14 protein-coding genes and 1 riboswitch are annotated in these 14,401 nt (G+C 55.5%); of the genes, 7 read left to right on the top strand and 7 right to left on the bottom strand.

Going from position 1 to position 14,401, the window contains the following annotated elements; genetic code table 11:
* Positions 1-73 precede the first annotated feature (73 nt).
* Genes G516_RS0106190 through G516_RS21300 form a run of 3 tightly spaced genes read right to left on the bottom strand, consistent with a single transcriptional unit; the run spans position 74 to position 3,089 of the window.
* On the bottom strand, positions 74-1,285 hold the full coding sequence (locus tag G516_RS0106190; RefSeq protein WP_028292925.1) for a glycosyltransferase family protein: 1,212 nt from the start codon (positions 1,283-1,285) through the stop codon (positions 74-76).
* 2 nt (positions 1,286-1,287) lie between these two features.
* Entirely contained in the window at positions 1,288-2,109 is an 822-nt protein-coding gene (locus G516_RS0106185; protein WP_036534846.1) for an HAD-IIB family hydrolase, read from the bottom strand.
* A gap of 41 nt (positions 2,110-2,150) precedes the next feature.
* Complete coding sequence (locus G516_RS21300) at positions 2,151-3,089, bottom strand: hypothetical protein (RefSeq protein ID WP_211225070.1); 939 nt, start codon at positions 3,087-3,089, stop codon at positions 2,151-2,153.
* A gap of 543 nt (positions 3,090-3,632) precedes the next feature.
* On the opposite strand from G516_RS21300, the gene G516_RS0106170 reads away from it, so the two are divergent.
* Positions 3,633-4,481, top strand: coding sequence for a prephenate dehydratase (locus G516_RS0106170; RefSeq protein WP_028292923.1), 849 nt, complete (start codon positions 3,633-3,635; stop codon positions 4,479-4,481).
* Positions 4,482-4,555: 74 nt separating this feature from the next.
* Here G516_RS0106170 and G516_RS21295 read toward each other — a convergent pair whose 3' ends face one another.
* The 4 genes from G516_RS21295 to G516_RS25010 all read right to left on the bottom strand — a co-directional run bounded on the left by G516_RS21295 (position 4,556) and on the right by G516_RS25010 (position 8,459).
* Complete coding sequence (locus tag G516_RS21295; protein WP_036534987.1) at positions 4,556-6,175, bottom strand: alpha-amylase family glycosyl hydrolase; 1,620 nt, start codon at positions 6,173-6,175, stop codon at positions 4,556-4,558.
* A gap of 367 nt (positions 6,176-6,542) precedes the next feature.
* Positions 6,543-7,463 carry a GGDEF domain-containing protein gene (locus G516_RS0106160; protein ID WP_028292922.1) on the bottom strand — a complete coding sequence of 307 codons (921 nt, stop codon included), beginning with the start codon at positions 7,461-7,463 and terminating at the stop codon, positions 6,543-6,545.
* 2 nt (positions 7,464-7,465) lie between these two features.
* Complete coding sequence (locus G516_RS25015) at positions 7,466-8,083, bottom strand: hypothetical protein (RefSeq protein WP_036534841.1); 618 nt, start codon at positions 8,081-8,083, stop codon at positions 7,466-7,468.
* 1 nt (position 8,084) lies between these two features.
* The gene (locus G516_RS25010; protein WP_028292920.1) at positions 8,085-8,459 is read right to left on the bottom strand and encodes a response regulator; all 375 of its coding nucleotides are present in this window, start codon (positions 8,457-8,459) and stop codon (positions 8,085-8,087) included.
* A gap of 228 nt (positions 8,460-8,687) precedes the next feature.
* Between G516_RS25010 and G516_RS21290 the strand changes: the two genes are divergently transcribed.
* The 6 genes from G516_RS21290 (at position 8,688) to G516_RS0106120 (ending at position 14,382) form a co-directional block, all read left to right on the top strand.
* On the top strand, positions 8,688-9,227 hold the full coding sequence (locus G516_RS21290) for a PaaI family thioesterase (protein ID WP_084644902.1): 540 nt from the start codon (positions 8,688-8,690) through the stop codon (positions 9,225-9,227).
* Positions 9,224-9,673, top strand: a complete 450-nt coding sequence (locus tag G516_RS0106140; RefSeq protein ID WP_028292919.1) for a PaaI family thioesterase — start codon at positions 9,224-9,226, stop codon at positions 9,671-9,673. The genes G516_RS21290 and G516_RS0106140 overlap by 4 nt, the downstream gene beginning before the upstream one ends.
* A 199-nt stretch (positions 9,674-9,872) precedes the next feature.
* A riboswitch (TPP riboswitch) is annotated at positions 9,873-9,977 on the top strand.
* A gap of 195 nt (positions 9,978-10,172) precedes the next feature.
* A complete protein-coding gene (gene thiC, locus G516_RS0106135; RefSeq protein WP_028292918.1) occupies positions 10,173-12,113 on the top strand; it encodes a phosphomethylpyrimidine synthase ThiC in 1,941 nt (646 codons plus the stop codon).
* Positions 12,106-13,290: an FAD-dependent oxidoreductase gene (locus G516_RS21285; RefSeq protein ID WP_051218999.1), complete on the top strand. Its 1,185-nt coding sequence runs from the start codon at positions 12,106-12,108 to the stop codon at positions 13,288-13,290. The genes thiC and G516_RS21285 overlap by 8 nt, the downstream gene beginning before the upstream one ends.
* On the top strand, positions 13,287-13,577 hold the full coding sequence (gene thiS / locus G516_RS21280; RefSeq protein WP_036534835.1) for a sulfur carrier protein ThiS: 291 nt from the start codon (positions 13,287-13,289) through the stop codon (positions 13,575-13,577). Before G516_RS21285 ends, thiS begins: the two co-directional genes overlap by 4 nt.
* Positions 13,570-14,382 (top strand): thiazole synthase, encoded by an 813-nt coding sequence (locus tag G516_RS0106120; protein WP_028292917.1) that lies wholly within the window; start codon positions 13,570-13,572, stop codon positions 14,380-14,382. Before thiS ends, G516_RS0106120 begins: the two co-directional genes overlap by 8 nt.
* Positions 14,383-14,401: the final 19 nt, after the last annotated feature.

Below are 14,401 nucleotides of genomic sequence, written 5' to 3'. Positions count from 1 at the left end.
AGCCTTTAAAGAGCAATAAAAAAACCGATTCATCGCTGAATCGGTTTTTTGTTTTGGTTTAGAGCACAAAGCCTCAGGCGTTATCTTCTTCAACCGCTTCGTAGATGCGGTCCAGAATATCCGGCACGGCCGAGATCACCCGGTTCCAGCTTGGGATAAATGGCGTTTCCATCGGATTTTCCAGGAAGTGTTCACCGGCGCGCATGATGTTTTCTGCAAACAGTTCAACCGCGGCTTCTTCCTTGTGGCGATCCAGCACCAGGCCGTTCATGCGGGCATCGTTGTAGTAGGTTTCCACAAAATCCAGCGCGACGCGGAAGTAGGTCGCCTTGATGGTGCGGAAGGTTTCATTGGTAAACACTTCGCCCTGAGTCGCCAGCTTGCGGAAAATGGCCTTGCAGATGTCGGTGCTCATCTTCGACAGACCGGCGGCGGCATCTTCGGCTGACAACGGCTGGTGCTTGTGGTCGTAGTTGTCGCAAATATCAACCTGACACAAACGGTTGGTGCTGTAGTTGCGGTTCATCTCCGACAGTACGCCGACTTCCAGACCCCAGTCGCTCGGGATGCGCAGGTCGTTCAGTACGTCCACGCGCATCGAGAATTCACCGGACAGCGGGTAGCGGAAGCTGTCGAGGAAATCCAGATAGTCCTTGTGGCCAAGCACCTTTTTCAGTGCCCGGATCATTGGTGTCACCAGCAAACGACTGACCCGGCCATTCATTTTGCCGTCGGCAATGCGGGTGTAATAGCCCTTGGCAAACTCATAATTAAATCCCGGGTTGGCAACCGGGTAAATCAGTCGTGCCAGTAAGCTGCGGTCGTAGGTGACGATATCGCAGTCATGCAGGGCAACGGACTCTGCACGGCCAGACGCCAAAACGTAGCCGTAGCAGTACCAGACGTTGCGGCCTTTGCCCATTTCACGCGGTGCCAGACCTTTTTCCTGCAACATGGCATCGATTTTTTTCAGCCGAGGGCCGTCGTTCCAGAGAATACGGTGATGCTGTGGCAGGCGGCTCAGTTCGTCGCGGACGTGTTGGTATTCCGCTTCGGTGGCACGGTCCAGGCCCAGTACAATTTCGTTCAAATAGGGCACTTCGGCCAGTTCATTGATGATGTTGCCCATGGCTGGGCCCTCAAATTCTGAATAGAGGGCAGGCAATACCAGTGACATGGGGCGAGTACGGGAAAAACTCAGCAGCTCTTTTTCCATGTCTTCCAGTGGACGGTCCACCAGATTATGCAGGGTGGTGATCGTACCATTCTGGTAAAAGTCGGCCATGTTCAGGCTCCTTGTTGTAGTTGTTCAAGCAATTCCAGCATGCAATGGTTCCAGCCAGCCGGGCCCTTGGAAGGGGCCGTCACGGCAGCCGGGTTGGATAATTCAAGGATTTGTTTCTCGCCGGGAATGACAATCGGGAAGTCGGCGGCTTCGAGCATGGCGCGGTCGTTTTCGCCATCGCCGAGTGCTGCAATCTTCACCGGTTGTTCCCACAAGTGTTGATAGAAGTCCCGTGCAAAGGCCAGACCGGTGGCTTTGTCGGCGCGGCCCATTACGTGATAGAAACGGCCGCCCTGGGTCAGTTGCAGGCCTGCTTGTTCCAGTTGGCTACGGAAGGCTGTCAGCGCCAGCTCGGTGTCGTTCCAGATCAGTGGCTCAGAAGCGACGCGTTGCTTCGACATCCAGGCGCTTTCCTGTGACAAGCCCGTCAGCGCCGCCACTTCAGAGGCGGGCATGTCGTTAAAACCACGAAATTTGCGGCCTTCCTTACGCAACTGGCTGAGTACTTTGAGGATGTCGACGTAACTGGTGCCCAGAATTTCGCTGTTGTAGCCCTCGCCATCGGTTTTCGGAATGTGAATCACACTGCCGTTTTCGCATACGAATGGGTCGAGGTTGTCGAGGTCGTGACGTAATCCGGCCACCTCTTCGCAGGTTTTACTGGTATTGAACAGTACCGGCACACCCAGTGCTTTCAGTTGTTTCAACGCCGGTCGGGCTGCGCGGGTACTGTAGTTGTAGTGGTCCAGCAGGGTGCCGTCGAGGTCGGTCATTACAACAAGGGAAATCGCGGGTTTGCTGTTTGCGAAGGCTTGTGTGGTCATGGTGTTTCCTCTCTGGCTGAGTTCTGTCTGTTCTGCGTGAATCAACGGATGGTATGAACCGCGTGGGCACTATTAAGCTCTAGCACAAGGTCGGCGGCTGCGGGTAGCTCTCGCAGGGCATTTTCTGTTAACCGTTGGTAGTGCTGAATAAAGCGGATCAGGCCGGCCTGGTCGAAGCTACGATCGGCTTCGCCCTTGGCGTTGCGGCGGTTCTCTACTTCTTGCTGGCCGCGCCACTCCAGCACCGAATTCATCCCCGGTACTTTCAGCATAATTAGTCGGTCCAGCATGGCAAACCATTCAGCGTATTGGCCGCTCAGTTGTTGATTAACCCACTGACGCCATTGGCCGTTGGCGTCTTCACTGGATTCCAGTTCGTTGATCGGCTGTTCCAGCTGCTGTGCCGATTCCGGGGTGCAGCCAACGCACCAGCCTTCAAACAAAATCAGATCTACAGGGCCATGGCAGTTGTGCCATTGGGATTCCGGCAGACGGTCATCAGAAGCCTTGTCAAACGCTGGAATCATCATGCTGGCGCCGGGTTCCAGTTGCTTCAATTGTTGGAATATCTTCATGCCCAAGGCAGCGTCGTGGGTTCCCGGTACGCCACGGGTTGCCAGTAACGGGTGCACATCGGTAGACAATTGCTGGCGATCGGCATGAGGGAGATAGAGGTCGTCGATCGAGACAATGACGGTATTCCAGCCCAGTGCGGCTTTAAGGAGTTTCGACAGCGCCAGGCTGAGGGTCGACTTGCCTGACCCCTGACCACCATGAACACCAAAGACCGGCACGCCACCGAGTGCAAGTTTCTGCTGTGCGACCCAGCAAGCAACGGGCAACCAGACGTCGTCAAATTGTTGCAACCACGGCGCGGGAAGGTCGCTCAAGGCACTGCGATTGGCGGACAGTGTGGCCAGAGTCGCCGGTTCCAGCGCGTGACTGGTCGGCCAGATACTGCTTACACTGCTATCGTTCATGCCTACGCTCTCCTGTTGTAGGTGGCCAGGACCCTTTTGATAACCCACGTTCTCATTGAGATGTGCGGAGCTATTCAGAAGTGGGGCTCTGGCCCGAATTCGTACTTTTGGGTCACTGTTTAGCGCGTTTAGATGCCAACTGCCAATGTTCAAGGCCGTACCACATTCGGTATGGTGTGGGCGTTGAGTTTGGGCATTGAACGTGGGCTTTTAAAAGCACCACATTGCAGTATGGTCAGCGGTTCAGTGTCCGTTGGCGTTTTACGGAATATCCTTTGTAAACAAAGCAGTTAGCGTGCCAGATGCTTGCCATTCTGGCCAAATCGACAGGAGGCCCCTGTCCAGCGACTGGTGGCGCTACTGTTTTGTTGTGACCATCGGTTTTGATAGAAGTCTGGTGCATAATGCGCACCTAAAATGAAAATAATGCGCCGTTTTGGTGCGGTTTTGGTTTGTTTTGTCATTTATGTGTCGTCATTCGACCTTGAAGCCAAATCCGAAACCCCAAAACAGGGCAGTTACCGTGAAATTCAGGAGTAAACAATGGCTCGCCGGGTGGCTTATCAAGGAACAGCGGGTGCCTATTCCCATTTGGCCTGTAGTCGGGTGTTTCCCGATTGGGAATCGGTGCCGTGTGAAGACTTTCAGTCGACGCTTGAGCTGGTAACCAGTGGGCAGGTGGAACGCGCCATGATTCCGCTGGAGAACTCGACCGCTGGTCGGGTTGAGGAAATCTACCGCATCATTCCGCGCACGCATTTGTTTGCCATTGCCGAGCATTTTGAGCCCGTCAATCACTGTCTTCTGGCACTGCCGGGCGTGAAATTGATGGACATTGAAGAAGTGGCATCGCACCCGCAGGCGCTGGCTCAGTGTCATCAGCGCATTGTGAACCTGGGTATGAAAGCCATTGCCACCATGGACACAGCGCAGGAAGCGCAGAATCTGGCCGCCGGTGACAACCGCAGCCGCGCCGCCATTGCTTCTTCATTGGCAGCGGATCTATATGGTCTGGAAGTGGTGCACGACAACTTTCAGGATGTGATGGGCAATACCACTCGTTTTCTGGTGTTTGCCCGTGATCATCAACACGAAGAGCGTGAACCGGATGTGGTTTACATCACCAGTTTGCTGTTTACCGTTCGGAACATTCCAGCGGCGCTGTACAAGGCACTGGGCGGTTTCGCCACCAACGGCCTGAACTTGCTACGTTTGGAAAGCTATGTCGACGGCAGCAGCATGGAAGCGAGCCTGTTCCATGTGGATATTCAGGGCCACCCGCAAGACCCGGCGATGCAGTTGGCGTTGAACGAACTGGCTTACTTCGCCCGTGATATCCGTATCTTTGGCATTTACCCGTCCCATTCTTTCCGCGACCAGCTGTTCGCCTGATCGCTGACCTCCAGTTGCGCCCGCTGCCTTGCCGTTTTGAAAGCTGGGTGGCGGAGCGCATGCGAATATCAGTCTTAAATGACCGCCCGCTGGGGAAAATCGTCCGGTAAACACACCACCAGTGCTTGCAGCGGCTGAAGGCTGAGATTGCCTTCGGGCGTTCGAATTTCGTCGTGGCTGTTGGCCAGCAGGTTGTCGAGAATCTGTCGATGGATGTTGACCTCAACATAGCGATTGCTGAAGTTCAGCAGCACCAGAATGCGTTGGTCATTGTGGCAGCGTTCCCAGGCAAGAATGTCCGGGTGGCTTTCCAGCAGTTTCATGCTGCCCTTGCTGAGGGCGGGGTATTGATGCCGTAGCCAAATCAGGGTGCGATACCAGTTCAGCAAGCTGCCCGGGTTGTATTCCTGATTGGCGACCGTATGTTCGCTTTCTGCGTCGTCCGGCAACCAGCTGGTGGTTGCTGAGGTGAAGCTGTTTGGCTTTGACCACATCATCGGTCGACGGCAGCCATCGCGGCCGGGAAACAGTGGCCAGTAGTGCAGGCCAACCGGATCTTGCAGTTGTTTGCGGGGCACGCGCTGCTCGGGCATGCCAATTTCCTCGCCGTAATACAGCACCGGCGTACCACGCAGAGTAAGCAACATGGTCGCAAGCAGGCGCGCCCGCCATGGCGTACGTTCACTGGCGGCGTAGCGGCTGATGTGGCGTTTAACATCGTGATTGCTGAGGGTGTAGCAGGGCCAGTTGTGTTTGCCCAGTGCTTCGTTCCAGCGTTTGATGGCGCGTTTAAAGGCGCTGGCATCAAAGCGGCAATGCAAGAACTCCAGATTAAACGCCAGGTGTAGCTGATCATCACGGCCACAATAGCTGGCCGCCAGCTGGCAATTGTCTTCGTCGCCGGTAAACACCTCGCCGATCAGAATGCGTTCAGGGTATTGCTCCACCCATTGCCGCATGGCTTGCAGGGCTTCGTGCATTTCTGGCTGGTCTTTGTCGTGCAGGTGGCGCTGTCGGTCGTAGGGGCGTGCAATCTTGAACCAGTCGACCGGGTTGTTGCGCAGTTGTTGATCCTTGAAGTAGTAATTCACCACGTCGAGCCGGAAGCCGTCGATGCCGCGCTCCATCCAGAATTCCAACACGTTTCTGACGGCATCTACCACCGCTGGATTACGCCAGTTGAGGTCCGGTTGTTGGGGCAGGAACGAATGGTAGTACCAGGCCTGACGTTGTTCACTCCAGCTCCAGCCCGAACCGCCAAAGCAGGATTCCCAGTTGGTAGGGCGTTGACGGCCTTCATGCCAGATGTACCAGTCCTGCTTGTCGCTCTGATCACCAAGCAGGCTTTGCTGAAACCACGGGTGTTGGTCGGAGGTGTGGTTCAGAACCATATCCATAATGACGCGGATATTGCGGCTGTGGGCGGCTTCGATAAGTGCATCAAGGTCGGTAAGCGTGCCGTAGCAGGGATCGATGTTGAGATAGTCGGCAACGTCGTAGCCAAAATCCGCTTGTGGTGACGGGTAAACGGGGCATAGCCAGATGGCGCTCACCCCCAGAGAGGACGTGCTGCCGTCGTTGAGGTAATCCAGTCGTTGAATAATACCGCGGATGTCACCAATGCCATCGGCATTGGAGTCCTGAAAGCTGCGTGGATATATCTGATAAATAACGCCTTCTTTCCACCAGCTCATGTTTTTCTCATCCTGAATCAAAACATCGACGTTAGTTTGCTGCTGTGACAGCGGCATGAATGAAGGCTTTCAGTTATGCGACTGGGGACCTGGAAGGTCTCCGGGGACCCTCTGGATAACTCTGCACAGCTCTGCGCGAGTCCTGCAGGTTGTCAGGACAAAGCGGTGAATACAGCGTAATGGCTGGCCCTTTCCAAATTCGCCAACACCGTTCTGGCGGGCTGCAGGCCGCGCCCGAAGGGGATGGCAGGGCATTGCTGACTCTGTGTCGCTGATTTTTGACTTGACCCGTCAGGCCTGCAAACCAGCTTCGTGACTCAGCTTCGCCCTGTCATCCAGAGCGGGCACCGAGTTATTCAGAGTGTCCCTAGCTATCGGGTGTATGAATTTGCAAATGGTCGTCGGTATTGGCCGCAGCAGTGCAGGCGGCATCAACCGCTTGCAGCCACTCATTAGCGTTGTTGAAGGTGTCCAGCGCCCGGGCGATGCCAATACGGGTATGGTTACGGAATTCGGGGATTTGACGGCCAATGGTCTTGCGAATACGTTCAGCGAAAAAGCGTACATCCCCTTCGTCGCTGGCGGGCAGCAAAACGGCTACCTGACCCGACTGAGGCACGCAGGCCAGATCGGTCTGGCGCAGTGATCTTGCCAGCAGGGCATAGGCTTTTTTCAGGGCATCGGCATCAATCGCCAGCTGAGAATGATCGAGTAGGGCGATGCAGCTTGGCATTTCGGAGCGATGTACTCGCGCCAGTTCACGGCTGATTTCTTCGTGCCAGGCATCCGTGGTCATCAGTCCGGTCTCCGGGTCAACCCGAGTCAGCTTGTTGATTTCAACGCCCAGCTTATGGGCTTCTTCCTTGCCCAGTGCCGCGTCGGTAACGTCATAGATGATCACGCAAATGTGATGGATCTGACGGTCGATCGACTCCAGAGGAATGATGGCGGTGTTCTGGTACATGAAAGTTGCGCGACCGGTGATGGGGCGGTAATTCTTGAAATGGAACAGGTAAGGGCGCTGTTCCCAGATCGTGAAGGTGCGTGTTTTCAGCTGAAACACGGGCTCGGCTTTCTTGCGAAACCAGGCTTCCGGGATGTCGGGAAACAGCGTAAACAGATTCTCGCCCTTGGCATTTTGGGGACTGATGCCACTGTGGCTGTCCATAAAGCCATTCCAAAGCTGGATGTTGTATTCCTTGTCGAGAACCACCAGGCCAACGTCGATATTCTGAAGAATATCCATCAACCAATGGATGTCGCCCAGATCAATGTTGGGATTCGTCATAGTTAATCCAGCAAGAAGTCGATTACGTGATTTAGTCGCAGTACGGAGTCTTCGGTGAACAGCAGCAACAGGTCGCAGTCAACATTCACCGCTTCCATGGTGTAGTGAATTTCGATGGCCAACGTCCGCCGCCATTTTTGATTGCTGACGTTGAGAATGTCATTGACGTTGCAGTGCTGCCCAAGCACCACCGGGTGGCCCTGGTTAAAATGAATTTCCAGCTGCTCACCAATGCCCTGAATACAGGCGCCAATCAACAGGGAACTGACGTCCATCAGAATTTCCAGCTGCGCCTGATGCGTCAGTTCGCCGGGGTAGTTGGTGAGGCGGGCGAGGTCGGTAAAGCTGGTGTCGTTGAACAGCATCAAGGCTTCACCAGCGATGCCTGAGCCAATAAAGCCCTGACACACCGCTGATACCGCATCTTCTTCCTGGGCCCCTTCAATGGCCATGCGTAAATCGCTGATTTCAATCAGGTTTACTTTCGGGATCGGAAGCACCACATAGCTGTCGAGCAAGCGGGCAAGGCGATCAGCCGCCTGGCCCATGGCAACGTTGGTCAGCTCCTGGTAGCAATCTCGCTGGTCGTCGCTGAGTGTGACAATAGGAGGAGTCGTCATATCAGGCCCGGGTCATAATGCCGTATTCGGTGAGTACCGCTTCTGCCTTGGCAGCATCAATCGGCTTCTTAACAAACGCCATGGCGCCGAGCCCCATCACACGTTCCTGTGCGTCTGGCTGGATGTCGCCAGAGACCACGATCACCATGGCCGGGAGGTCTTCCTTGCGAATGGTCTCGAGTACGCCGTAGCCGTCCATGTTGGGCATGGTCAAATCCAGAAACACCACTTCGCCTCTGCCTTCGCGGATGGCCTGGACGCCTTCCACGCCGTCCGTCGCAAAATGCACTTCAACGTCCCAACCCGTCGGGATCGCTCTGGCCATCTGTTTGCGGGCAAAGCTGGAGTCATCGCAAATGAGTATGTTGGTTGCCATAGGTTTTTCGTCTGGATCAGGTCATAGGTAGTACCTTAAGTAGTAGCTGGCCAAGCCAATTTTGCAAGATTCCCCCAGCTGTCTGAAGTAACGTATGGTTAACGAATCACACGGTTGCTCTGAGCGGTGAGAGGTGGGCGTTGATGGGCAGGGAGTTAAGCGCTTGCGCCGATAACACCGCAGGCGTATTGTGCCTGATACTCATTAATAAGATGTCCGTGTGTATTTATGGGAAATAATAAAAACAGTCAGAAAACCCCTGAAGAGCGATTTTGGGCCAGTCAGCAGTTTGTGGGTGTGTTACCGCACTGCCGCAAACTGGGCATCACCGTTGAAGCCGCTGAGCCGGATTTCGCTTCCCTGCGTTTGCCCTACAGCGATGCCATTGTTGGCAACCCGGATACCGGTGTTGTGCATGGTGGCTGCCTGACCACCTTGATGGATACCTGCTGCGGCGGTGCGGTGTTTAATGCGCTGCCGGGTTATGAACTCTGTCCAACACTGGATTTACGAGTCGACTACATGCGTTCTGCCCAGGCAGGCCACGATCTGCTGGCTGAGGCGCGGGTGACTCGTGTAACAGACAACGTCGTATTTGTTGATTGCGAAGTGAAGCAGAGTGGCGATGGCCTGCTGGTGGCTAAAGCAACCGCATCGTTTATGCGAATTGACGTGCACATCGACCACCTGGTGGCTCAGGCCCGGGAAACCCTGGCCAGTGCGCAATCGCCAGCGCCCAAATTGGATCAACAGGGAGGTAAGGCATGACACGTGTATCCATGGCCGAATTGGTGCAACAGGTGCAGCAAGACAACGACTTCCAGAAGCTGGCCGATGCCATTCCGTACTCCAGAACCATTGGTATGAAAGTACAGGGTGTTGGCGATGAGCTGCTGTTTCATCTGCCTCGTAACCCGGACAACATTGGCAACCCGTTGCTGCCCGCCATTCATGGCGGAGTGATCGGTGGCTTTATGGAATTGGCAGCGGCGCTGCAACTGCTGATAAAAAATCAGCCCGTTACTATGCCGAAGGTGATTGATTTTTCGTTGGATTATTTACGAGCGGGCAAAGATCGCGATACCTGGGCTGAGTGTCAGGTATGGCGTCAGGGCAATCGGGTAGCCAATGTGGCGATCACGGCCTGGCAAACCCGACGCGACAGTCCAATTGCGACTGCCAGAGCGCATTTTCTGCTGCAAAGTGGCGACTGAGGTTGCCATTCTCTGGGTTGATTCTAAGCGTTCTGGCGTCCGCATAAGCGGTTCAATTATTCAATTTATTAAGCGTTATTGAACCGTATTGCCATTTGATATTGAGCTTGATTACGGGGCCACTGTTGCCTAAAAGTTATTAGTTAGCAGGCCAAAAATAGGCTATTGCTCTGGGGGAATTTATCCCCTAGCATAAAAAAACATTCTGTCGGGGTGCCTCGAACAAGAGGCTGAGATCGCAATAGCGGGTCCCGTTGAACCTGATCTGGTTAGTGCCAGCGTAGGAAACAGAGACGATTTGTCGGGGCGTTCGCTCCGGCTTCGGATGACGGTCAGCATCGGCTCACGCCGACGGGCTCCAGCCTCGCTGCCAATCCCGCTTTCTTTCTGAATCGCTGCCTGCCTGATCCTTTCAACCGTTTGAAGAGAGGAATCAAGTATGGCTTCTGCCGAAACACCGTCGCAAAACAATAATCGCCAACACACGTCGAAAAACGCCATGCCATCGCCGCTGACCAAGGCGGAAATGGAGCGTTTGAGCTATCCGGCATCCAGCAAGTTGTATCTGGCCATGGCGAATGCCCACGAAACCGTCAAGGTTGGTGTGCGTGAAATTGAGCTGACTCCAACGCTGCTGGGCCCGGACCCGGAAACCGCCGAAACCGAATACAACCCGCCTGTCCGTGTGTACGACACCTCTGGCCCATACTCCGACCCGGATTTCACACCGGATTTGACCAAAGGTCTGCCAGCCCTCCGACAGCATTGGATTGAAGCACGGGATGACACCGATGTGCTGGAACAGCCATCGTCGGCTTTCAGCCAGGCTCGTGAAAATGATCTGCGTTTTGAAGACTGGCGCATGAAGGTCGAGCGTCACCCTCGCAAGGCCAAGGCTGGCAAAAACGTGACCCAGCTGCACTACGCCCGTCAGGGCATCATCACGCCCGAGATGGAATACATCGCCATTCGTGAAAACCTCGGCTTCGCCGAGGCGCAAATGGACGAGGCGCTGGCGAGCCAGCATCCGGGCCAAAGCTGGGGCGCGAACATTCCCAAAATCATCACTCCGGAATTTGTCCGTGACGAAGTGGCCCGTGGTCGTGCAGTGATTCCGAACAACATCAACCACCCGGAAAGCGAGCCGATGATTATTGGCCGTAACTTCCGCACCAAGGTGAACGCCAATATCGGTAACTCGGCGCTGACCTCCTCGATTGCCGAAGAAGTTGAAAAATTGGTGTGGTCGACCCATTGGGGCGCTGACACCGTGATGGACTTGTCTACCGGCCGTAATATTCACGAAACCCGCGAATGGATTCTGCGCAATTCGCCAGTACCGATTGGTACCGTGCCGCTCTATCAGGCATTGGAAAAGTGTGGTGGCATTGCCGAAGACCTGACCTGGGAACTGTTCCGCGACACCCTGATTGAACAGGCCGAGCAGGGCGTTGATTACTTCACCATTCACGCCGGTGTGCGCTTGCACCACATTCCGCTGACTGCCAAGCGCGTCACCGGCATCGTCAGCCGTGGTGGCTCCATCATGGCCAAGTGGTGTTTGTCGCATCACAAGGAAAGCTTCCTCTACGAACACTTCGAGGAAATCTGCGAGATCATGAAGGCCTACGACGTGTGCTTCTCGCTGGGCGATGGCCTGCGTCCGGGGTCGATTGCCGACGCCAACGACGAAGCCCAGTTTGCCGAATTGCGTACCTTGGGTGAGCTGACCAAGATTGCCTGGAAGCACGACGTACAAACCTTCATCGAAGGCCCGGGGCACGTGCCAATGCACATGATCAAGGAGAACATGGACGAGCAGTTGAAGCATTGTCACGAAGCGCCGTTTTATACCCTTGGCCCTCTGACAACCGATATTGCTCCCGGCTACGACCACTTCACCTCCGGCATTGGTGCCGCCATGATCGGCTGGTATGGCTGCGCCATGCTCTGCTACGTCACACCAAAAGAACACCTGGGCTTGCCGAACAAGGAAGACGTGAAGCAGGGCCTGATTGCCTATCGAATTGCTGCCCATGCGGCGGATTTGGCCAAAGGCCATCCGGGCGCACAGCTGCACGACGACGCCATGTCGAAGGCGCGTTTTGAATTCCGCTGGCAGGACCAGTTCAACCTGGCAATCGATCCGGAAACCGCTCGTGCCTACCACGACGAAACCCTGCCCAAAGAGGGCCATAAAGTGGCTCACTTCTGCTCCATGTGTGGGCCGAAGTTCTGCTCTATGAAAATCTCGCAGGAAGTGCGTGATGCCGAAGCCGCGAAAGAGAAGGAGAAAGAGCGCTTGGCCGAAGAGCAAGGCTTGATGGAACGGGAGCAAGGCTTGACGGATCGGGAAAAGGGCATGGCCCAAATGTCCGAACAGTTCCGTGAGCTTGGTAGTGAAATCTATCACCCGGCAGAGGCCATTACGGATGAATAATTCATCCGCTCAACCACAGGTAGATCGGGTTCAACAGAGCATTACTCAGCCGGATTTTGCCATCGCCGGGGCAGGCCTTCTGGGTCTGCTGCTGGGGTGGCGACTGGCGTCACAGGGTTACAAGGTCAGTGTGTATGACTCTGCTGACGAAGATAGTCCGAAAGCCGCCGCACATACTGCCGCAGCCATGATTGCACCTTGGGCCGAATTGCCGGTGTGTGCCGACGGGCTGTTTGAAATGGGCTGTTCCTCGCTGAAGCTCTGGCCAGCGTTATTGGCTGACCTCGAACAGCAAAGTGCCGAGAAAATCCGCTTGGGACAGGGTGGAAGCTTGCTGGTGGCGCACCCCGCCGACCAATCCGAGTTACAGGATTTTCAGGCCCATATGCAACGGGCGGGCATACTTGCAGACAGCAAGGACGATGTGCAATTGCTGAGTGGTTCGCGCTTGCGTCAAATGGAACCGGCGCTGGCAGAGCACTTTCAGCAAGGCTTCTGGTTGCCGAATGAATCGCATCTGGAGAATCGCCGTTTGCTGGCGTTGTTAAAGCAGCAAATTCGCGCTTTGGGAGGCGAGTTGCACTATCTGGCTCAGGTTGAGTTTGTAGGGCTTTCGGCAACGGTGAATGGCACAGAGCAGCCAGCCGGTCGCTGGCTGGATTGTCGCGGCACTGGTGCTCGTCAGTCTGACGGCCGGGTTCGTGGTGTTCGCGGAGAAGTGGTCTGGATCGAAGCGCCGGACGTGTATATTAGCCGTCCGGTGCGGCTGCTGCACCCACGTTATCACTTGTACTTGGTGCCCAAGGAGGGCGGCAAATACATTCTTGGAGCGACCGAAATCGAGTCGGACGACCGTTCGCCGGTGAGCGTGCGTTCTGCGCTGGAAATGCTCAGCGCCTTGTATGCCCTGTCTCCTGGCCTTGCCGAAGCCCGGATTCTGGAAATGACGGCTAACGTGCGTCCAGCATTGCCATCACACAAACCAGAAATTCGTGCCATTCCGCAAGGCCTGGCAATCAACGGGCTGTTCCGCCACGGCTATTTGCTGGCGCCTGCCATGCTGTCGCACTTGCAGCACGAGTTCGATTTACCCCTGGGCCTAACGGGCGTCCCTCAAGGCAGTGAGTCCATTGCTCTGGCTGATCATAAGCAGCCTTCACAGGAGGTAATGGCATGAGTGATTCATTCAATTATTGGATCAACGGCGAAATCCGTTCGTCGCAGTCGCCATTAACGCTGGTGGATGTGCTGGTGTCAGAAGGGTATCTGGATGAAAACCCGGTGGGCGACGAACAGGCCGCAGGCGAGTCCCAAACCCAGGCGACAGGACGGTTTCAAGCCCAGGCGACAGGAAGGTTCATAGTAGCGCTGAATCAGAGCATCGTCGCTGCCGCGGACTGGGCTGCCTCGGTGGTAAAGCCAGACAGCAAAATCGACGTTGTAGGAGCAATTACCGGTGGCTGATTCAACCGCACAAGACGCCTTGGTGATCGGCGGGGAAACCATTCCCGGCCGTTTATGGCTGGGCACCTCGATGTATCCGTCCCCCGATATTATGGGGCAGTCACTGCAAGCGGCAGGCCCGGGGTTTGTGACGGTGTCGGTGCGTCGTCAGACCGCCCGACAAGTAGAGGACAACGGCCACTGGCAGCTGATCGACCAGTGGCTGAAAAAGAGTGGTTCGCTACTGCTTCCCAATACGGCTGGGTGCCACAGTGCCAGTGAAGCCATTCTGATGGCGAATATGGCCCGTCAGTTGTTCACAACAGACTGGATCAAACTGGAAGTCATTGGTGATGATTATAGCTTGCAACCCAACGCCTTCGAGCTACTCTCGGCCGCAGAAACACTGGTCCAGCAGGGCTTCAAGGTGCTGCCATACTGCACCGAAGATCTGGTGCTGTGTCAGAAACTGCTGGATGTCGGCTGCAAGGCAGTAATGCCCTGGGCGGCACCTATTGGTACCGGCCGTGGACTGCAAAACCCCCACGGGCTGCGCATGCTGAGGGAGCGCCTGCCTGATGCGGTGATCGTGATTGATGCGGGCATTGGTAAACCATCACAAGCCATGCAGGCGATGGAAATGGGGTTCGACGCTGTGTTGATGAACACTGCCGTGGCCAAGGCGTTGGACCCGGTGGCCATGGCCGGGGCATTTCGCAACGCCGTAACGGGCGGTCGTCAGGCCTGGCAGGCTGGCACTATGGTCGAGCGAGAACAGGCCAGCGCTTCTACGCCAACGCTGGGAATGCCGTTCTGGCACCAGTAGTGAATAGCGGCCTATGCGC

The sequence above is a fragment of the Oceanobacter kriegii DSM 6294 genome (assembly GCF_000422845.1).
Lineage (GTDB): Bacteria > Pseudomonadota > Gammaproteobacteria > Pseudomonadales > Oceanobacteraceae > Oceanobacter > Oceanobacter kriegii.
The sequence above is the reverse complement of the archived record's forward strand: the minus strand, read 5'-3'. Positions and strand labels throughout refer to the sequence as shown.